Here is a 19,685-nt window from a genome sequence, read left to right as displayed (position 1 = left end):
GTCGCTGGGCCTCATGACGTCACCTTCAGGATGATCGTTACGAGCGCCAGGGCGATGGAGATCACCGCGCACAGTCGCGCCCGCTGCCCGTAGTAGTCCGACTGTGCCCACGGCTCGCTGTCCGGGGGCTTCTTCCACGTCCAGCTCACGACGAGCCCCTTGCGCTGTAGACGAGACGCTCGGAAGTGCGCCCCCGCGTCTCCCAGAGAGCGCCAGGGCGGGGATCTTCGCGGACCAGGCGGGCGAGTTGTGCGCGGCGCGCGGCGGTCGCTGAGACCTGCCGCTGGACTCGGCCCGAAACGACTACGGTCAATACGGAACTCATGACGGTGCTCCGTCCAGCTCGACGGGGTCCCCGCCGCAGACGACGACGAACCCCTGGGCGACCAGGGCAGCGGCGTTCTCGCGCCAGTGATGGGCGCAGAGATCGATCTCGCTGTGCCCGGCCGGCGTCGGCTTCCACATCCGGTAGGCCGCCGCAGCCGGGCACCGGCTGTCACACCGGTCGGCCGCGGTCAGGGTGGGGGGATCGATGGTCATGTCGATCACCGCCTTTCCGGATGGGTGACGCTGCTTGGCGTCTTCGAGAGAGGCTTCGAGGATCGGCGTCATGTCGCCGTTCGGGTCCTGCGGCCAGGGGGTCATGACGGGACTCCAGTCGGGGATGGGAATGAGGCCCGGCGCCCGCCCCATCCCAAGGGCGGAGATCCATCCCGCAAAGCGGGCGCCGGGGGCTTGGACCCGGACCCTCCCGTGGCGTAAGGCGAGAGGGTCCGGGGGTGCCGCTGCGACCCCGGAAGGTAGGACCGGGGGAGCGGCGACCCCTCCCACACGCAGCCCGTCACAGGGCGCGGGGAGGGGCGTAGGGCCCTCACGAAATTGCGGGTAGTTGTCCAGCTCCCGGTTACGTGAGGGTGTATATCAGCCAGTCCAGCGGACGTAGACGTGGCTTTGGCCATCGACGGTTCGCGCCACGGTTTCCATGCCCGGGAATTGCTTCCGGAGACGGTAGGCCCGCTGTGCGGCGAGCTGCGGCGAGGGGAATGGCTCGGGCCATACGGCCCACTTGTTTCGCCGCTTCTTCAGCTCCGCGACTGCGTCGAGAGTTTCCTGCTTGTGTCGCCTCCCCCTGTTGTCAAAACTGACGGCAGGGGGAGCCTTGACGTACTCCATCATCGTTTCCTTCATGCCACGTGCTTCCAGGTCCGGCCTTGCAGAATGGCCGCCATCGACGGCCCGCTGATCCCGTACTTCCGGGCCAGGGCCGCCTGCGTCCACCTTCCGGTGGCGAACGACTTACGGGCTTGCCGCACCTTGGCGGTGTTCATCTTGGCGGAATGATGATTGGTGCCGATGCCCTTGGGATGCTTCATGTTTGATCTCACTTTTCAGGTACGCGCAGCTCGTCCAGAACTGCTTGCATTTCTCGGATCGTGTCGTTGCGGACCAGCTTCACGATTTCCCAGATGAATAGATCGTCCGGGGCGATAGTGACCGCGAAGGGGTTGTTGTAGAGAGCGCGGTTGATGATTCCGGATACCGACTTCCTCAGCCGCGCCTCTCGCCTTTCGTTCATCTCCATCTCACGCCGCCAGTGCCAGAATCCGCTGAATCGTTTCAGCGTCAGCGGTTTCGATCGTCCCGTCGACAGCGCGGATCATGTTCCGCTCCGGTCGGGACATTCCGCGAACATGGCCCTCGTGATGCAGGTAAGTGTTGAACGCCTGCCAGGCACCGAACGCTGTTCCGCGCCAGGGAGAAACCCGGTCGTCATTGCGCCAGAGTTCCCACAGGGTGTCGCGCTTCTTTTCCGCCAGCGTTGCGGCTCGCGGCGAATCCTCGGGGTCCTCCGGGAAGGGGGCAGCATCGTCAAGGATGCGGTCGAAAGCACGGTCGCTGACGTCGATCGCCGACAGTGCCGCTACCTGGGCGGAGAAGTCGTCGGCGATGCCGTAGACGATTCCGAGAGCTTCGCGGGCGTCGTCCAGGCGCTCGATGCTCTTGGAGGAATGCCGCACCTTGAAGACCTGGCCGACTTCCCGGTCCAGCGCCGCCCGCATCGTGTTGTCGCAAACGACGTTGGTGACGACGCGCTTGTAGGTGGTGGCCACTGATCCGTCGAACGACGTTGCCGCCAGCAGGAAGGGGCGGAACACGACACCCTCGGGCGTCTCGATGTTCTCCGGAACCTCCACCGAAACCCACGCCACGGCGCCTCCCCTGAGAAGGCCGGCAGAACCGATTTGCAGGTGGTCGTCCAGAATGTTGGAGACGCCGGTCAGCAGCCACTCGCCGTACTGGTGGGGCCGATAGCCGGGCTTGAAGATGCCCATCACGTGGCCGTTGTCGCTGCGGACGATGGCCTTGCGGTCGGGGATGCAGCCAGGCTGACCCTGGACGTAGAGATTGCGCTCTTCGGCCGTCCAGTCGAACAGTCGTCGCTGGACGACCTCGACGGGGATGGGGCCGGGGAAGTGGTTGTCGTCGCCCTCGCGGTAGTGCCACGCCTTGCCGCGCTTCTCGACGAAGCCTATGAGGGTGTTGCTGCTGAGCCAGTCGCGGGTTTCACTGGACATGCTGATCACCTTGGGATGAGAGGTGGTTGGGGATGCAAAAGGCGGCACCAGCCGAAGCTGCTGCCGCCCTTGTTGTTGGTTGTGTCGCACCGTCCGTACGGTTCGCGATGCCGTACGACCATGTACTTGCGCTCACTGCGCGGTAGGTGCCGTTCCTCGGGTAGTCCGGCCCCAGGCTCGGGGCTCCAGTTCGGGGCCTTGCCGCCCGTTCGTGCTCCTCACGCCCGGGACCATGCGCGCCGCCACCGGAACGAACCGGTGGAAAACCCCCCGGCACCGAGGTACCAGGGGGAGCGATATGTGATGTAGGCTCGCCGCGTTACCGCAGGTCAGAGCCCGTCAAGAAGAAGTCGTACCACTCGATGGTCGTGCCGATGAGACTCGCGGCGACGATGCGCCGGAGATTCGACTCGGCGGGTGGAGCGGTCGCGGGGGAGGACATCGGCACCACTTCCTGATGTTCGAGGGGACGTAAGCGTGTCGCCACACCGTAGGAATGGGCAGGTCAGCGGCGTATGTGGTGGGACACCATAGTTGGCAGCCCCGGAGTGCGCGCGCCCACCATGGGTCGACCAGGCGTGCCGAAGCCCGCAAGTGGCGGTGGGAGACCGTCCGGACCGGTGTTCCGTGGCGGGATGTGCCCGTCGAGCTCGGGGCGTGGGGGCGGATCTGCGACCTATTCCGCCGGTGCCAGCGGGGTGGCACCTGGAATCGGTTTCTCACCCCGCTCCAGGCCCTGGCCGGCGCGCAGGGAACGATCTCGTGGGACCTGAGCGTCGACTCCACGGTTTGTCGCGCTCATCAGCATGAGGCCATGGGCCCGGAATCACGGTGACCCGCAGAAGGAACCGCCGGACGGTGTCGTCACCGAGCCGCGTGATCACGGACTGGGACGTTGGCGCGGCGGGTTCATCACCAAACTGCACTTGGCTGTCCGAGCAGGGTCAGAAGCCTCTATCGATCGTGGTGACGGCCGGGCAGCGCGGCGACTCGAAGTATTCGCTGCACCATCCCGAGCAAGGCCGACCAGACGCGTCACACAAGCAGCGCGGCTCCCGCGGTGATCGACAGCAGAATTTTGACCCGGTCGACTACCGCGAGCGCCACGCGGTCAAGTGCGGCATCTCTGATCGTTTCACATCACGGGGGCGTTGCGGGAGCGGCGACAGACCGTGCGGGCGCTCGCCGGGTGCGCGCGGCTGGCGGACCTACTGGAGGCCGAATGCGACCTGGAGGCGCTGTCCTTCTACCCGCACCTGCTGGCCTGGGAGCTCGCACAGTTGCCAGCGGACAAGCGCGTCATGCCGGTGATCCTGCTGGACACCTTCGAGGACGTCGGCGACCGCACGCACCGCGACCTGGAGCGCCTCATCCAGAGGGTGGTGTGGCTGATGCCGAACTGCTTCTTCGTCATCACCGGCCGCTCCCGCCTGCAATGGGCCGACGGCGCCCTCCAGGGACAGCTCGACTACACCGGCCCCGCCGCCTGGCCGGGCGATCAGCGCCGACATCCGCAGGTCATCACCGACCGTTCCCACGGCCTGCCGCTGTACCTGGACCTGTCGGTGATGCGGTTCCTGGAGATCCGCCGCACCGGCCGCACCCCGCAGCCGTCCGACTTCGACCACGACTTCCCGGCACTGATCGCCCGCACTCTGTCCGACCTCACTCCCGACGAGCGGCACGTCCTGCGCTCCATCAGCCTGCTGGACGCTTTCGACCTGCCCCTGGCCACCGCGGCCGCCGGACTGCGCCACGAAGCGCCGGCCCTGCGGCTGATCGAACGGCCCTTCGTCCGCGAGAACGTCTTCGGCCTGTGGCCGTATCACCTGCACGGGCTGATCCGCTCCACCGTCCGCGGCGCCGACGACCAGGCCGAGGACCGCTGGTCACCTCGCGACTGGGAGCATGCAGCCAAGCGAGCGCTGGCCGCCCTCGGCGAGCAGTACAGCGCGCGCACCGGCCGGGACCGGCTGCTGCTGGTCGGCTACCTGCGCCAGGGCCTGGCTCTGGCCCGCGACTTCCGACTCGACTTGGGCTGGCTGGCCGACGCCGCCTGGGCGTACGTCGGCGACTCGGTGTGGGAGCCGATCGCCCCACCCGCCCGCGACGGCGGCGCCAGCGGTGTGGCCACGGCGGCCGACGCACTCGTCGAGCTCCTGGCCACTCTCGCCCGTCGCCAGCACGAGCACCGCTCGATCACCGCCTCCCGCCTCACGGCCGTCACCAGTGCCGGACTGCTGCCCGCCGACCTGCACGAGATGGCCGTCTACTACCTCGCCAAGGCCCAGCGCGACCTCGGAGACTCCGCCGCCTCCCGCCGCGGGATGCAGCTCGTCGCCGACGGTGGCGGCCGCCTGGCCCCCGCCGCCCGGCGGGGGCTGGCCCACCTCGCCCGCCTCGCCGGTGACTTCCCCACCGCGTACGACACCGCACGCACCCTCGGCTGGCACGGCCGCCAGCACCGCGTCAAAGGCGACATCCTGTGGCCGCACGGCGACATGGGCCCCGCTGCCGCCGCCTACGCCGTCGCTCGCAACCTGGCCGAGCAGCACGGCGTCGCCGGGGAACGCGCCACAAGCCAGGCCCAGCGCGCGCTCGTGGCGGCCTTCACCGACCCCGCCGTCGCGGACGACGAGATTCACCTCGCCGAGCAGCTCCTGACCGGCCTGGACCTGCGCGCCACCAGCCTCATCGTGAGAATCGCCGCGCTCGTCCGCGACGCCGGCACTCCGCGCGGCCTCGAGGTCGCGTGCGACCTGAGGGCCGAGACCCGCGGCGCCGGCATCACCGCCGCTGAAGCCGTCCTGGAATTGGCCCTCGCCTTCCACCACGCCGTCCTCGGCGAGCAGGACAAGGTCCGTGCCGTCGTCGACCGCCTGCGCGAACTCACCCGGACAGGCGACTACGCCTACTACGCCGACCTCGCTCACTACATGGGCGGCCTGCCGCTGCCCGGCCCCTCCTGCGCTCAATGGATCGACGGGGCCGAAGCTGTCCGCGCCCGGGGCATCGCCTCGTCCAATCCCGCCGTATCCGGGTTGGAGCCGGCGGGTAGCCACGGCCCGGATTCAGGGCGCACCGGGTCAAAAACGCGGACCGCCTCGCCGATCTACCGGCCGACCAACTGGACCCGGCCCGTACGGCGTTCGGCCCTCCCGCCCAGAGCTCCAAGCACGAAAGGCTTGGGGCCCCGGGCAGATCGCCGCGAGGGCGCCGTTACGCCTTGGCGCTGACGACCTCGGAACACCTCTGTCCTGCAGCACCGCCCACGCAGGCCCAGAAGCCCAGGCTCGTACCCTCTGCGATGTTCCCCGTCTTCGTCGCCGTGTACGGGGAGCTGTGACCGTACGTGCTGGCCTCGCGCACACCGGAACTGGTGCTTATGTAAGCCGCAATACCGAAGCCGTCCGCGACAGTGTCGAATGCCTGAAGCTTGTCACCGTTGGCAGTCCAGACCGCCTTGCCGGCGTACTTGCCTTCGGCGTACACGAATATGGTGCGCGACCCATCGGGCAGCATGGGGCCCGAGGAGAACGACGCACTAGACGGCGCCGCCGCGGCGGCGCTGCCCACACCGGCCGACATGACACCACCGACAGTAAGAGCAGCGGTCGTCAGGATGGCAGCAGCGCGCCTGTTAACAGAGGTCTTCATAGCGAACCTTTCTGATTGATCGTCATGAAGATCCTACTCACAGGACCTTCACAAGGCACGCTCGCTTTCCGCCGGGCTTGGAGAAACCTCGCCAAGCCGCGGTGTTACGGCTAGCCGTGCTGGTCGTTGGGGCTGCAGACCGGATTCGTGGCTCGGTTGGCCCGCCGACGGCGGTACGCCTTCTGCCGGCACGCTGCATCGCAGTACGCAGCATCTGTACGCCCAGTCCTAACGGCCTCGCCGCAGGCGCCGCAGGGTCGGCCCGATCCCCGCCCCCCGTTACGCTTCCGCGTGAGGGAAGTGCGGCAGGCCCGCGAGCAGGTCACCCCTCGCATCAACACCTCCGCCCCCGCACCACGACCAGGCCGCACCCGGCCACACATGCCTGGGGCGGGAGCGCCGCGCCCCGGCCGGCCAGGCCCCACCACTCGGCGGACTCGGTTCGCCCTGCGGAGACCACCCGGGCCCGACCCGTATCCGGGTCCCGACGCCCCCCGCTCGAAACACGTCTCGCAGATCAGGAACCGGATGAGCCTCTGGCGGCCCTCCTGCCGCTGGAGACCATCGACCAGGTACGCCGTACCGCCGAGGAGGCCGGTGCCGCATACCGCACAGAGCCGAGAAGAACCTGCACGTGGACCCGTATCGACTGCAACGACCAGCGTGGCCAGCCGTATCGGCGCCGCCCCAGCCGATTCGTCATGATCAGCTGTCCACCAGGCTCCAGCCCGTAGGACGGCTTCTGGTAGCCGCGCGGTGCAGGCAGGCCCTGACGCTCGGGGGAGATTAGGGCCTGCATGCCGCCTCGGGGGAAGCTGACGCGGTTCCCGAAGCCAGAGCGCGGAATCGGGGAGTCTGGCACTGCTGAGCGCCCCGCGGCCGCCGGGCGAGAGGCTGCTGCACCGCCTGACCGTCGCGGACGCCGGGATCTCGCTGGAGGCGAGCGGATACAGGGGTTCTCCGAGCCGGAGGTCCATGCCGCCGATGCCGTCCCCGGCCGCCTGGCGGAACGCCTGCAGACCCTCCAGGCACGCAAGGTACCCACCTGCGCCCGGCGCGGCGAGACCCTGGCGGTGCCCGTCGGCGCCCGGGACGTGCACCGGCCGGACCTCGTCGTGGTGCTGCCCGGCGGCCGACTCGCCGCCGTCGAGGTCGAGCTCACGGCCGAGCCCGCTGCGCTCCGGGCGATGCTGCGCGCGTACAAGCAGACTCGGCGCCCGGTGGCGTCGCCACCGAGCCCGTCGTGCGCCGGCTGCAGGGCAGCCTCGGGCCGGGTGGCCGGTGGGCCGACGGTGTCGTCCAGGAGCTGGACCTCCTGCCGCCGGGCGGGCCCGACCGGGCACCGGCGGATCCTTCCGGGTACGACCGTTCACCGCCGTCGACCAGGCTGTGAGCCGTGGGGCGGAGCTGCAGGTCGCCGCCCGGTTACGGAGTGGATAGCGCGCGCTTACGCCCGTTGCCACCCCGGTATCCAGCGCCATTGCCGTCCGGCGCGTCAGCCCTCCTCGCCGGTCCTGCGGCCGCAGATCCGTATGCGCGGACGGTGCTCCCGCAGCACAGGAATGCCAACGTTGTTGACGAGACCGGCGCTTGCCGGTTCCGCGGGGAGGAAGTCGGTGCCGCCGCGTTGGTTGAGGGGGCTGCCGAGGGGAAGCCCGAGGAGGTTGCCGTCAAGCGCCGGCGCCGTCGACGTGCCGTCATTACTTCCCCGCTCCTCAGGCCCGTGGTCCGCCGTGCCCTGCCGGGCCAGCGCGGGTGCGGCAGGGCATCGGACGTCCTGCGTGACGCCAGCTTGTCAGCTGCCCCAGGGGGGACAAGATGGCCGGGCCGAATCACAGCGCTCGAGGGCCGACCAATCGCTTCGATGGCCCCTGCGTGGTGAGTGGATCAGCATGAATCCTCCGCTGGAGAGAAAGCCCCGCCGCTGATCAGGAGCGGCAACATCAAGCGGAATGCGCACCCCGGTTTAATTGGTTGAATAATGAAAATATTCTGCCGCGTACAACATCTATGACCAATAGACACCGAAAGCTCTTACGGGGTGATCTTGATCACGCTAAATCCGTTTGATCGCCACTCTTGCCCACGGGTAGTCTTTCGAATCGCTCGGCCAGACCGCCGAGCAGGGGGCCGGGGGAAACGGGAATCATGGGGGAAATATTTCCATCGCGCGCTTTCAGTTCGAGCTCTGTGGTATCTCCCTTTCGGGAAGCTAGCGACAGTGTCTGAGCTGCCGGTATTGACGTTCGAGGCACCGTTATGCGCGAACGCATTAGCCGCTGAAAGACGCCAGGAGAAAGATCAGGTACAGCACGGCCGCGCCTCCGGTGGCCGCCCCAATCGCGCACTGCAGACGATCGACCCGCTTGATCAGCCCGGTCGTTCCGAAGGTCAGGGCCAGGCTGCCAAACAGCAGCGGGAACGCGACACCCACGTAGCTGATGAACACCGTGGCGATGAGGGCGAGCACGCCGAGAATGAGTGATACGCGGCCGTAGAGCGACGTGGCGTCGTCCGTGGGTCGGGTGGTCATAGCGGGTTCCTCGCTGCTTCTTCGGCGTTATCGGGGCCGCGGGAGAGCCACCCCCCGCGACTCTATGATGGCATCTCTCTCCCGATTCCCCGTCCCTTTTCACCTAGAAGAAGCGCGTGAGATCGAGATCACGCCGCCGCGTGCCAGCCAAGGCGCACGGAATGGAAAAACGGGAGGAAAAGCATGGCACATCGCTCTGCGATGAGACTGGCCTCACTGGCACTGGCACCGATGGCGCTGCTGGCGACTGGCCTGCCGGCCGCTACGGCGTCCGAAGGAACGCCCAAGCAGGATGAACCGGTGTTCACCATGTCAGCGCTGGCTGGCGACCGAATAAAGGATGTCACGGGAGGAAGCGCCCGGAACGCCAAGAACACAGTCTCGGCGACGCATGGCTTCAGTGTGGCGCAGGCATCCTCGGGCACAGCGGCTGTGGTCGACCGCTCCATGGTGCAGCAAGGGATCACTGTGGCCTACGGCGCCTCCTTCGTGGACCTGTCGTGGAAGCCATACGCGACGGACGCTCGTTACGTAGTAGTGCGAGACGGTGTGGAGGTGGCCAGCCTGGAGGCGGGGGTCTCGGCGTTCCGCGACACCCAGGTGAAGCCGGGCACCGACTACGACTACCAGGTGGTGCCGGTCCTGCCCGAGCAGGGCCACCCGGACGCCCGACTGTGGGGTGTCAAGGCGTCGATGCCCGCCTCAGGCTCACTGACTGACCTGCGCGACGAGGCAAAGGCGCGCGCATCAGCCGCGGCGGTCGCCTCGACTACGACGCTGTCCTGGATGACCTTCATTCCGCAGCCGAAGGTCTCTGCTCCAGGCGCCGGCTGCGACTACGGATCGGCCTACGCCTTCGGCGGTGACAACCGCACGGCGTTCGACTGGAAGTCCAGCAAGTACCGCACTGCGGCACACGCCACCGTCACATGGCGCACTAAGGCCGTCACCGGCAACGTGTCCGTCCGGTCCACCACCGTGTACAACAAGCGGACCGGCCAGAAGGTTGCGACAAAGACTGCCAGCGATAAGGACATGGCGGTCAAGAGGCTGGGTGCTGGCAGCAACTACGTTGACATACGCATGGTCACACATGCCACCAACCCGTTCTGCAGGGGGCTCGGCGGCGTCAAGGGAGCCATCGACGGAGCCATGACCATACAGCTCACCACGAGCGGCAACTACACCATCCGCTCTGGTAAGCACCGCCTGATGCCGAACCACCACATCTACATCTACGACGGCGGACGGGTCACCAACGTCTACACACGCAGCTACAGCAACGTGGCCTGCCTCATCGGCTCAATCACATGTCCCGAGGCCGACCTGACCGGCCATCGAGGCAGCTTCTGAACCCCACCTGAACAGGCCAGGAGCACAGGGGCCCGCCGCCCACCTCACGCGGCGGGCCCCGTTCGGCGACCGCAACGGCACCCGAACCCGTGACTGCAGCGCGGATTTCCGCCTGGTCGGTACGGAGCACGTCCCGCTGACGGCTGCCTGGCTGTCTGCCTCGACGCCGGTCCAGGCGCGCAGGTGCCAACCGGCGGCGGGAAGACAGAGGCCGGTGGCGGGGCGGTGAGGCGCGGCGGCGGGGTGGCACCCGGCGGACCCGACCGCCGGCTCACCACGGCCTCTCCAACAGCCCACGGTGCCTTCCCCTCTCCAGCCTTCGGCACTAACTGCGCCAACCACCACGGCACACACGCGCACGGCGCCACCACGGCAGGCACCGGAGCAGCCAACGGCAACCTCCTCGGCCTCCCCCTCGGCAGTCCCCTCAACCAGTGCGGTGGAGCCGACCTCCCCCCAGCAGCAGCGGCGCTCACAACGCCGGAAACGGCCTCATCCAAGCCGATGACGGTGGCGCCCTCGGGGGTGTCCTCCTCAGGTAGCGCCTGCCACAGATTCGCCAAGGGGGACTTCGCGCGGCCCCTGCGCCCGGGCCGTACGCACGCCCGGGCGGCCTGGTCCGTCCCGGCGCGTTGTTGGTGTGGAGGTTCGGGTTACTTGGCCAGGGCCCCGGCGAGGGATTCGGGCGGGAAGACCATTCCGCTGGCCTCCAGCAGTCGGCGGAGCGAGGGGAACTCGTAGCTGCGGTAGCCGGTGATCACGATCTCTTCCTCCCTGAGGGTGGCCAGGGCGGCCTCGACGGACCCGACGCTCAGGCCGAGGGCTCCGGCCAGGTCGCTCTGGGCGGGGCCTTCCACCCTGAAGTCGTACTTCTTGCCGAACACCGCGCAGTGCATCACGAGGTGGCCCAGCAGACCGGCCAGGCGCTGTACGGCCTTGAGGTTGTGCCGGTTGTAGATCCGTTCGGTGGCCTCGTACCGGTCGGTGACCGATATGCCGATGGCCTTCATCAGCGCCGGGTGGGTGTCAGCCACCGCGCGCATGCGGTCCATGGGCATGTAGAGGGTCCAGGTGTCGTTCAGGCAGATGGCCGTCGGGGTGGTCATCTTCTCGTCGAAGAACTCCATGCAGCCTAGGACGGCGCCGGCGCCGAGGATGCGCACCGTGCTGGAGGTGCCGATCGGGGTGCGCTCGGCGACGCATCCTCGGAGCACTATGTGGACGGCGGTCCCGGCCTGGGGGCCGCGCAGCTCGGCGTCGCGCCGGTGCTCGCGGGAGCTGGTCTGGGCCAGCTCCTTGAAGGCGGCGCGCAGGTCGGGGGGAAGTTCGCGCATGAAGGGGTTGCGCTCGAAGACGGTGTTGAGCTGGAACGGCGGCTTGTCGCGGTCGATCTGGCCGGTGCTGATGTCGATCTCGTAGTAGCGGGATCCGACTTGCAGGGGCTCATTGCGCTTCCAGAACGTCATTACTTCGCTCCAGGAGCCGCGTTGGGGTCCGCCGGGGCGGTCACCGCGGGCTGGGCCGGCTGGAGCGCCTCGAACGCCTTGGGGAGCGCGATCACGAGGCCGATGATCGCCACGATGACGCTGGCGATGCGCGCGGGCGTGGCGCTCAGCGTGCGGACGGTGAACGCGATGGTGGCCGCGATGATCGCAACGATCATGACGGCAGCGACAAGGAACGTCATTATTCCTCTGCTTCTTCGTTGAAGAGATCGGGTCTGGCGCCGTGAAGTTGTTGTTCTGACGAAGAGCGATCGGATTGGTGAGTTCCGGCCAACTCCTCGCGCCCGGGCTGCTATCAAGTCACTCGGGGGATCCTGACCATATCCCACGGATGGGCGCATCCCGTCACTCACTTGAGTGGGAGGCGTTGCGCTAAGTGGGGGATCCCCCTCCGGCGGGGAAAGCGGCGTTCAAATCCCCTACGCATGGGGGTTTCGGGCCTACTCTTGGGTAACACCCTGATCTTCGGGATTCTCAAGGCGGCCTAGGGCATACGTTGAGGGCGCTGACGTTGGAACTTTGATCGGGTCTGGCGCCAGCAGTCGGGCGTGAGCTTCGGGGGGTGGTGCCCTCGGAGCCGCCCGGCACTTGAATTTTGCGCCCCGGCGAGGGGTCACGGCGGCATGATCAGCCGTAACTACGAGTGGCGATGTCCCTGACAATTGCAGGGGTCTCGCCACTCTCCTGTTTTTAGGGATGATCGATCGCTCTGTTCGGATTCCGTACCTCGGTAAGTCCTAACAGTTGAGATTGCGGCTTACTCGGGGCGCCATGATTCCTACCCCCAGGCCGTTCACGAGACATGAGTCACACCGACTAAATCCGTTGTGCAGAAATGTTTCTGATCAGCAGTCATGTTATGGAGCCCTCAACCAACATCTCACCCGGTCAAGCCGGCCGGGCAGCGGCAGGCCGACGCGCACACGCACTCGAACCGTCGTACACCCCAAAGCCGAAACTCAGCCCTCCCGCGCCACCACAGCCCCCGCACCCCCGCGCAAGCCGAGTACGCAGCGGCCTTCAAGCGACGGCTCGACCGCCCCGCGACCCGACGAACACGCCGCCGACGCAGCGCACGGCCGCCGGCGCCCGGGAGGGCCCCGGCCGTCACCGCAGCGCCGAAGAGCCAACGGGCGACATCGCGGTGGCCCGCACCGCCCTCGGCCGTGACAGCGCCCTCACGGCCTCCGCCATGCCCACACCGGACATGGGCGCTCGACAGCCGGGAGCATGCCGAATACCCCGGGGCAACAGCCCGACCAGCGCTCCCGCAGCGCGACGCCAGAAGCCGGGGCGCAGCACCGGGCGGTACGCATGCCGGAACGAGCTCGGCGAGTCACTAGTCCTCGGCCGGGATACGGCGCAGGAGTCGGCCTTGCAGCTCGCCCGCCCACACGGCGACGTCGTCCGGCAGCGGCGCCCCGGTGCGCAGGTGCTCCAGAAGCGCGACGGCCGTGCGGAGGGGTCTCCTACGAGACCGTCCCCACCCGCCCGCTCCTCCGGTCCGCGCCGTCATCGTGGGCGTGGACCGTCCAGGTGGTGCCCGCCCGAGGGGGCGCAGCGGCCCGGACGGTCGTGCACACCACCGACTGCGCCATGGCTGGCGAGGGACCCGAGCTTGATCTCGACCAGGCCCTGAACGCCCTGCGCCGCCGGCGCCGTGGCCTGCGCCGAATGCGACGCCGCCTCGCTGACTCCGCTGACCTAGGCGGGATGCCCCTCGGGCTTCACCGATTTAGGCTGGTCACCGACCCCAGGGGGGCAGCCTGGGAGGTTCCCGATACCGAGGCCGGTATGGAGCGGCGCGATCTCGTTCGGTCTGGTGACTTCTCTGAACTGACCAGCAGCCTGCACACGACAGCCGCCCGGCACCTCCACTAGGGGACGGGTGCCGGGCGGCTGTTGTTGGCTACGGGTGTCCGAGGAGCCAGCTGCCGGGGGCGTTGGGGTCTTCGCTGGCCAGGTACTCGCGCCAGGTGGCGTAGTACTCGTCGCGGCTGATGCGGCCGTCGCCGTCGCGGTCCATCTGCTCCATTGCGGTCTTCGCGTCCTCGGTGGACATCCCCCACACCTCCCAGATGCGGTCGATCTCTTCGCCCTGGAGGACGCCGTCGCCGTTGATGTCGGCGGTGTCGAACTCGGCGTCGAGCGCGTGGCGGAACGTCTTGTCGAGGAGGCTGAGGTCGGCGACGTGGCGGTGGAGTCCGGCGTGGAACTCCTTCCTGCTGACCCGTCCGTCGCCGTCGGTGTCCATGTCCGCGACGATGTTGTGGTGGACCTGCTGGTAGGCCTGGTGGAGTGCCTTGGCCTGCGCGGAGCCCTCGGCGTGGCCGAAGCCGGCAGAGAACTTCTGGGCGGTCCTGGCCCAGTCCTCGGGCTCGATGTAGCCGTTGCTATCGGTGTCCAGCAGGTCGAAGAAGCGGTTGAACTTACGGGTCCGCAGATCGGTAGCCGTCGTCATCAGTACCTCAGCAGGTGCGTGGAGATCGGGTCGCAGCGGATCTTTCCGCCTCGCCGCCGGGCAAGGCCAGCGGATCCGGCTTCGATCACGCGAACGGCCGATTCCTCCCATGAGCACGTACCTGGTGTGTGCTCACATGCCCCACGGGGCGCAGGACGTCCTGGGCGTGGTTCACGCCCACAGGCGGGCGAGGAGGAGCATGTACCGGCCGCTGGCGTCCGGCAGGTGGCGCACGGTCTCGAAGCCGTGCGCCGACAGCTCGCCGTCGAGCTGTCGAGCAGTGAACCGCACCGCGACGGCCGCGCGCACGACCTCGCCGCAGGGGAAGGCCATCTGGTGCGCGGCGGGGTGGCCGGGGACCAGGACGCTCTGGTCGGCGAGTGCACGCAGGCCGATCTCCACGCGCCGCTCGGGTGCGGACCAGGCGACGTGGTGGGCGTAGGCGTCGAGGTCGAAGTCGGTGCCCAGATCGCGGTTGAGGATACGCAGGCAGTGCAGGTAGAACGCCTCCATGAGACCCGCGGCATCCCGGTAGGCGGAAACCATCCCCTCCACGTCGTGCAGCAGGGGCACGCCCAGCAGCAGGCCGTCACCCGGCCGCAGGCTGCCCGCCACCAGCTCCAGCAGGCCCTGGCGCTCTTCGGGAAGCAGGTTGCCCAGGGTGCTGCCGAGGAAGGTGACCAGCACGGGGCGCCGGCCGGGCTCGCGCAGCGCCGCCGGCCACGGGCGGGTGAAGTCGGCGGCCACGGCGCGCACCGTGGTGCCGGGTGAGGCGTGCCAGAGCCTGTCGGTCAGACGGTTGAGCGCGCTGGTACTGACGTCGACGGGCAGGTAGGTGGCCGGGGCGGTCATGTGCGCAAGGAGCGGCAGTGCCTTCTCCCCGGTGTCGGAGCCGAGCTCGATCAGGGTCCGAGCCCCGCTGGCGCCCATCACCGCGGGTGCGTGTGTGTGGAGGAGCTGCATCTCCAGCCGGTTGAGGTAGTACTCGGGCTGCTCGCGGATCCGGTCGTAGAGCGCGGTGTTGTGCTCGTCCCACAGCAGCCGGTAGGGCAGGCGGGGTGGTGTCTGCCGCAGGCCCGTCGTCAGCTCTGTGCGGGCCTGCAGCAGGGCGTCCTGCTGGAGGGCGGACGCGGACACCGACACCATCAACCTCGCGGAGGGTAGTTTTTTGAACTCGGAAGGTCACTATAGGGTTTGGGTGTGCAGACAGAGGAGTACGGAAGCCGCCTGTACGGCTTCGACCAGCCGCTCGAACGCGAACGCATCGGCCTGATCGGTGAGGTCTTCGACGCCTACACCCGCCGCCGGATCACCGACCTCGGTCCCCTGACGGGCCGCCGCTGCCTGGACGTCGGCGCCGGCCCGGGCACCGTCGCCGCCTGGCTGGCCGGCCAGGCCGCCCCCGAGGGCGAGGTAATCGCTCTCGACCGCGACACCAGCCTGCTGCACGAAGCCGGCCATCCCGGGGTACAGATCTGGGGCGCCGATGTCCACACTGCCACCGACGACGAACTGCCCAAGCCGGGCTTCGACCTCATCCACGCCCGCCTGACGCTCTGCCACCTGCCCAAGCGCGAGGAAGTCCTCCCGCGCCTGGTGTCCTGGCTCGCACCCGGCGGCCACCTCATCGTCAGCGACGTCATCAACACCATGGCCGCCGCCTCCCCCCACCCCGCCGTACGCGCCCTCACCCAGGCCTACGACCGCGCGCTGCTCACCACATTGGACAGCGACCTGAACTACGCCCGCGCCTACCCCACCCCCCTCACCCGGGCAGGCCTGACCGATGTCGACATGGCAGCAGACGTCCCCCTCGTACGCGCAGACCGCCCCACCGCCCGCTTCTGGACGCTCACGTTCGCCGCCATGCGCACCGAGATCCTCGCCACGGGCCTCATCGACGCCAACGGCTTCGACGCGGCCATCGACCACCTGACGGCCCCCGGGACCCACGAACTCGGCTACACCCTCGTCTCCGCCTGGGGCCGCGCCGCCTAAGGCGCCGCGCGAACGCCACGGGTGCCCGCCCTACGCCGCCAGCCTGGGACAGGGCGCTGTTGGCCTCCGCGAGGAGTCAGCCGTCCCTGACTCCGGCAAGGGCGTCGGCGAGTTCGTCGTGGCTCATGTGGGAGCGGCCGCGGATGCCGGCCTTGGTGGCCTTCTCGTACAGCTCGGCCTTCGTGAGGGACTCAAGCGGCTTTGCGCGATGTCGTGCCCTTGGCCCCTTCCCTGCCCAGTGCCGTCCTGCGGAGGTGCCGGCAGCCCGTGGAACCATCCCTTCAGCCACGGGCTCAGGGGGGATGACGTCGCATGGAACGGGTTGAGGATGCACGGGAGCTCATGCTCGGTTACGTCCATGCTCTGAGCGCGATAAACGAGGCCATGAGGGTGGCGATCCCCTCACTGGAGCGACTGGGAGATGTTTTCGGCCTGGCCCGTTCGCGCCGGATCATCGGCCGGAGTGGACACGCCGGCACCTACTCCTACACGGTTCATGGGGCAGGGTGCCGCTTCGTCAGCGGCGACGGCACGGAGGTCGATGTCGACTTCGCAGCCGACGGGAGCGAAGTCTTCGACTTCTGTCGGCTGCGCTGGTACGGGCTGAGCCTGCCGGAGCCTGTTGACGTCACGGATCAGGACCTGCAGACCGCGGTACGGTCCCTGAAACCGCTTCTGGACGAGGTGCGACCGGGGTGGTTCAGCGTCGCCAACTGATCGCTCAGGATGAGGAACGCAGGCGGCGCAGGCATATGAGGCTGCAGGCCAGTTCGAGCAGGCCCTGGTGGAGATCGGCGCGTCGCTCGTAGCGGGTGCGGAGCTGTTTGCACTGGTGCAGCCAGGCGAAGGCGCGCTCGACCACCCAGCGCACCTTCCCCGGTCCGGAGCCGTGGGCGACGCCTCGTCGCGCCATCAACGGCTTGATGCCGCGCTTCCAGAGCAGACGGCGGTACTTGTCGAAGTCGCGTCCCCGACGGCATACAGCCGCCGGGGCTTCCGACGAGGCCGCCCTCGCAGGCCCCGGATCGGCGGGACAGCATCGAGCAGCGGCAGGGGTTGAGTGACATCGTGCCGGTTGCCGCCGGTGAGCGTGACGGCGATCGGGGTGCCATGACGGTCGACGATCAAGTGGTGCTCGGAGCCGGGGCGGGCACGGTCGACGGGCGAGGGGCCGACGTGATCCCCCCTTCAGGGCCCGGACATGCGAGCCGGCCACAGCACAGTCGTCCAGGTATAACGAGTCCGCGCGGCGCAGCTCGGCCAGCAGGGCGGCGTGCAGGCGAGGCCATACGCCGGCCTCGGTCCAGTCCCGCAGCCGGCGCCAGGCTGTCACCCCTGAGCAGCCCAACGGTCTCGGCCGGGACGTCGCGCCGGGCGACTCCGGTCCGCAGGACGTATTGATGCCGCCAAGAGCCGCCCGGTCCGGAACGCGAAGTCGCCCGGATGCCGGCGGCGTCGTTCGGGAACGGGTGGCAGCAACGGAGCCGGGCGCAAGACCACGGGCGTAGTTCGTCACGAGGCAACCGTTCTCCTCGCGGCCATCAACGAGTGGCTGCGACCAGCATATTTGAAATACACCCTAGACCGCTGTCTTCTGCATTCCAGTCAGAAAGCCCTTGATCGCGGCCAGTTCCCGCTCGTCGTATCCCCGCAGCAAGTCCACCGCCCGATCGATGAGCGGTCCGAAGTGGGACCAGCCGAGGGCGACCGCCCGCTCATCCACTTCGATGGTGACCTTGCGGCGGTCCCGCGCATTGCGCACTCGCCGCACATGCCCGGCCTGTTCCAGGCGGTCGACCAGTGCTGTGGTTCCTGCCGAGTTGAGCCCGAGAGCGGTGCCCAAGTGCCCTGCTGTGGTCTCCTCGCCGGCGCGGGCGGCGTCCATCAGGGCGATCAGCGCACGCACGTCGGTGGGGTGCATGCCGTTGCGCTGTGCGAACCGAGTGCTGTGACGGCCCAGGTCGACGGCCACCGCGCGCAGCAGGTGGACGATCTCCATCTCGGGCCCTTGCTCAGCTCGTTCGACGAGTTCCTCGCCCTCCTGATCGGCCACGGACCACCTCCACTATCATCTCGCCCAATAAGTATCTTGCTGAGCGAGATAATAGAGGAGTCGCCGTTCATGAACGCTCGCGATACGTACGACGCCGACATCTTCCTCATGGCCTACGACAAGGTCATGACCAAGTGGCCTGCCGCTCGCGAGACGGCGACCGTTCCCACGCCCTTCGGTACGACACACGTCAACATATGCGGCCCGGCCGACAGGCCCTCACTCGTCCTGCTGCCCGGCGGAGGGGGCGCAACCTCCGCGTCCTGGTACGCGCAGGCCGTCGAACTGTCACGCACTCACCGGGTGTTCGCCGTCGACTTGATCGGCGCCCCCGGACGCAGCACTCCCCACGGCGACCGCCGCCCCCGTACGGTCGCCGACCTGTCGGCCTGGCTGGACGCGCTCCTCGACGGCCTCGGAGTGGCCGAGACCGACCTGGGCGGACACTCGTACGGCGCCTGGATCGCGCTGCATCACACTATGCGCGCGCCCGACCGGATACGCCGCCTGGCCCTTCTGGACCCGACCCAGTGCTTCGCCGGGTTCAGCCCGGCCTACCTGCTGAACGCACTGCCCATGCTGCTGCGGAACACGCCCCGCCGGGTCCGAGCCTTCCTGGAGTGGGAGACCCAAGGCTCCGCCCTCGATCCCGACTGGCTCGCCCTCCAAGAGGCGGCCGCCGGTTTCCCCTCTCTTCGACCCGTAACCGGGCCGCGCCCGGCACCGAACGCTCTGCGCAGCTTGGACCTGCCGGTCCTGTTGCTCCTCGCCGGAAGCAGCAGGACCCATGACCCCTCCAAGGTGGCCGCCCGCGCCGAGGCGCTGTTGCCACGCGTCGCAACGACCGTGCTGCCGGATGTGTCCCATCACGCGCTTCCGCACGCCATCCCGCCCGAGGCGAACCGTAGCCTCGCCAGCTTCCTTGGCTCGGCCAAGAGCACTTCCGACACACGACCTAGCCGCTGATCCGGTGGTAGCCGGCCGGCTGTCCCGCCGCCTGGCCGAGCTGGTGCGCCATCTGCGCGACGATCGGGTCCGCGGCGGCGAATGACGGCGCTCCCTCAATACAGACGTACCACGTGCCGGCGAGCTCCCAGGAGGCGCAGACCAGCGTGGCGCCCGTACGGAAGCAGTGGTCGCCGTCGCCGTCTGCGCGCTCGCAGGAGAGGGACTGGGGTTGCAACACGGATACGTACGTACCTCGTGGCAGGGCGGGCCAGTCGTCGCCGCTCACCAGACTGATCGTGTACTCGATCACGCAGGCATCCTGCCACCTGCTCAGCCGTCGGTCATGCCGGGCTCGGAGTCCGGTCTATATTCGATTCTGGTGGCGTGGAGAAGCATGTACTTGCTCCACGCAGACCTGGCCCGGTCCGCCGCGTTGACAGAACCACCTCATGACGTACCGCTTCATTGCTCGTGCCGCCAGCACGGAGTTTGATCCTGACGGTTGCTTCACCGGAGCCGTTCTGAAGGGTGAGTTTTCGATCGGACGAGGGCGAGCTCGAGGTCGTCATCGAGGCGCGCCTGGCGAGGCGTCGCGCGGTTC

General features: G+C 68.3%; 19 protein-coding genes and 1 pseudogene. 6 read left to right on the top strand and 14 right to left on the bottom strand.

Annotation, left to right across the window (positions count from 1 at the left end; all coding sequences use genetic code 11):
• Nucleotides 1-11: 11 nt before the first annotated feature.
• From ACF08D_RS18380 to ACF08D_RS18360, 5 genes are all read right to left on the bottom strand, one after another.
• Nucleotides 12-149: a hypothetical protein gene (locus ACF08D_RS18380; protein WP_392223725.1), complete on the bottom strand. Its 138-nt coding sequence runs from the start codon at nt 147-149 to the stop codon at nt 12-14.
• Nucleotides 150-321: 172 nt separating this feature from the next.
• Nucleotides 322-645 carry a hypothetical protein gene (locus ACF08D_RS18375; RefSeq protein WP_392223723.1) on the bottom strand — a complete coding sequence of 108 codons (324 nt, stop codon included), beginning with the start codon at nt 643-645 and terminating at the stop codon, nt 322-324.
• Nucleotides 646-1,184: 539 nt separating this feature from the next.
• On the bottom strand, nt 1,185-1,373 hold the full coding sequence (locus tag ACF08D_RS18370) for a hypothetical protein (RefSeq protein WP_392223721.1): 189 nt from the start codon (nt 1,371-1,373) through the stop codon (nt 1,185-1,187).
• Nucleotides 1,374-1,381: 8 nt separating this feature from the next.
• Entirely contained in the window at nt 1,382-1,582 is a 201-nt protein-coding gene (locus ACF08D_RS18365; protein WP_392223719.1) for a hypothetical protein, read from the bottom strand.
• A 1-nt stretch (nt 1,583) separates the two neighbouring features.
• Nucleotides 1,584-2,576, bottom strand: a complete 993-nt coding sequence (locus ACF08D_RS18360) for a DUF932 domain-containing protein (RefSeq protein ID WP_392223718.1) — start codon at nt 2,574-2,576, stop codon at nt 1,584-1,586.
• 1,151 nt (nt 2,577-3,727) lie between these two features.
• Here ACF08D_RS18360 and ACF08D_RS18355 point away from each other — a divergent pair.
• Complete coding sequence (locus tag ACF08D_RS18355) at nt 3,728-5,812, top strand: hypothetical protein (protein WP_392223716.1); 2,085 nt, start codon at nt 3,728-3,730, stop codon at nt 5,810-5,812.
• On the opposite strand, the gene ACF08D_RS18350 is transcribed toward ACF08D_RS18355, so the two are convergent.
• Both ACF08D_RS18350 and ACF08D_RS18345 read right to left on the bottom strand, forming a co-directional pair.
• On the bottom strand, nt 5,796-6,233 hold the full coding sequence (locus ACF08D_RS18350; RefSeq protein ID WP_392223714.1) for a hypothetical protein: 438 nt from the start codon (nt 6,231-6,233) through the stop codon (nt 5,796-5,798). The genes ACF08D_RS18355 and ACF08D_RS18350 overlap by 17 nt on opposite strands.
• Before the next feature lie 2,272 nt (nt 6,234-8,505).
• On the bottom strand, nt 8,506-8,766 hold the full coding sequence (locus ACF08D_RS18345; protein ID WP_392223712.1) for a hypothetical protein: 261 nt from the start codon (nt 8,764-8,766) through the stop codon (nt 8,506-8,508).
• 231 nt (nt 8,767-8,997) lie between these two features.
• On the opposite strand from ACF08D_RS18345, the gene ACF08D_RS18340 reads away from it, so the two are divergent.
• Nucleotides 8,998-10,119: a hypothetical protein gene (locus tag ACF08D_RS18340; protein ID WP_392223711.1), complete on the top strand. Its 1,122-nt coding sequence runs from the start codon at nt 8,998-9,000 to the stop codon at nt 10,117-10,119.
• Between the two features lie 653 nt (nt 10,120-10,772).
• Here ACF08D_RS18340 and ACF08D_RS18335 read toward each other — a convergent pair.
• Nucleotides 10,773-11,585 (bottom strand): Crp/Fnr family transcriptional regulator, encoded by an 813-nt coding sequence (locus ACF08D_RS18335; RefSeq protein WP_392223710.1) that lies wholly within the window; start codon nt 11,583-11,585, stop codon nt 10,773-10,775.
• On the bottom strand, nt 11,585-11,806 hold the full coding sequence (locus ACF08D_RS18330; RefSeq protein ID WP_392223708.1) for a hypothetical protein: 222 nt from the start codon (nt 11,804-11,806) through the stop codon (nt 11,585-11,587). The genes ACF08D_RS18335 and ACF08D_RS18330 overlap by 1 nt, the downstream gene beginning before the upstream one ends.
• A 1,048-nt stretch (nt 11,807-12,854) precedes the next feature.
• Here ACF08D_RS18330 and ACF08D_RS18325 point away from each other — a divergent pair.
• Nucleotides 12,855-13,505 (top strand): DUF6233 domain-containing protein, encoded by a 651-nt coding sequence (locus tag ACF08D_RS18325; protein WP_392223707.1) that lies wholly within the window; start codon nt 12,855-12,857, stop codon nt 13,503-13,505.
• 28 nt (nt 13,506-13,533) lie between these two features.
• Here the strand turns inward: ACF08D_RS18325 and ACF08D_RS18320 are convergent, their stop codons facing one another.
• Complete coding sequence (locus ACF08D_RS18320) at nt 13,534-14,085, bottom strand: EF-hand domain-containing protein (RefSeq protein WP_392223705.1); 552 nt, start codon at nt 14,083-14,085, stop codon at nt 13,534-13,536.
• A gap of 171 nt (nt 14,086-14,256) precedes the next feature.
• The gene (locus ACF08D_RS18315; RefSeq protein WP_392223704.1) at nt 14,257-15,231 is read right to left on the bottom strand and encodes an L-histidine N(alpha)-methyltransferase; all 975 of its coding nucleotides are present in this window, start codon (nt 15,229-15,231) and stop codon (nt 14,257-14,259) included.
• 54 nt (nt 15,232-15,285) lie between these two features.
• Between ACF08D_RS18315 and ACF08D_RS18310 the strand changes: the two genes are divergently transcribed.
• Together ACF08D_RS18310 and ACF08D_RS18305 are read left to right on the top strand one after the other, a co-directional pair.
• Nucleotides 15,286-16,083, top strand: a complete 798-nt coding sequence (locus ACF08D_RS18310) for a class I SAM-dependent methyltransferase (protein ID WP_392223702.1) — start codon at nt 15,286-15,288, stop codon at nt 16,081-16,083.
• Between the two features lie 312 nt (nt 16,084-16,395).
• A complete protein-coding gene (locus ACF08D_RS18305) occupies nt 16,396-16,800 on the top strand; it encodes a DUF6896 domain-containing protein (RefSeq protein WP_392223701.1) in 405 nt (134 codons plus the stop codon).
• A gap of 4 nt (nt 16,801-16,804) precedes the next feature.
• On the opposite strand, the pseudogene ACF08D_RS18300 reads toward ACF08D_RS18305, so the two are convergent.
• Together ACF08D_RS18300 and ACF08D_RS18295 are read right to left on the bottom strand one after the other, a co-directional pair.
• Nucleotides 16,805-17,583, bottom strand: a pseudogene (locus ACF08D_RS18300) (IS5 family transposase).
• Nucleotides 17,584-17,662: 79 nt separating this feature from the next.
• Nucleotides 17,663-18,082: a MarR family winged helix-turn-helix transcriptional regulator gene (locus ACF08D_RS18295; protein ID WP_392224097.1), complete on the bottom strand. Its 420-nt coding sequence runs from the start codon at nt 18,080-18,082 to the stop codon at nt 17,663-17,665.
• Between the two features lie 123 nt (nt 18,083-18,205).
• Between ACF08D_RS18295 and ACF08D_RS18290 the strand changes: the two genes are divergently transcribed.
• Nucleotides 18,206-19,102, top strand: a complete 897-nt coding sequence (locus ACF08D_RS18290; RefSeq protein WP_392223700.1) for an alpha/beta fold hydrolase — start codon at nt 18,206-18,208, stop codon at nt 19,100-19,102.
• Here the strand turns inward: ACF08D_RS18290 and ACF08D_RS18285 are convergent.
• Entirely contained in the window at nt 19,092-19,394 is a 303-nt protein-coding gene (locus tag ACF08D_RS18285; protein ID WP_392223699.1) for a hypothetical protein, read from the bottom strand. The two genes, ACF08D_RS18290 and ACF08D_RS18285, sit on opposite strands and share 11 nt — an antisense overlap.
• Nucleotides 19,395-19,685: the final 291 nt, after the last annotated feature.

Origin of the sequence: Streptomyces sp. NPDC015131 (assembly GCF_043079975.1) — a bacterium.
In the GTDB taxonomy this organism is placed as follows: Bacteria; Actinomycetota; Actinomycetes; order Streptomycetales; family Streptomycetaceae; genus Streptomyces.
This window is presented reverse-complemented; position numbering and strand designations above follow the sequence as displayed.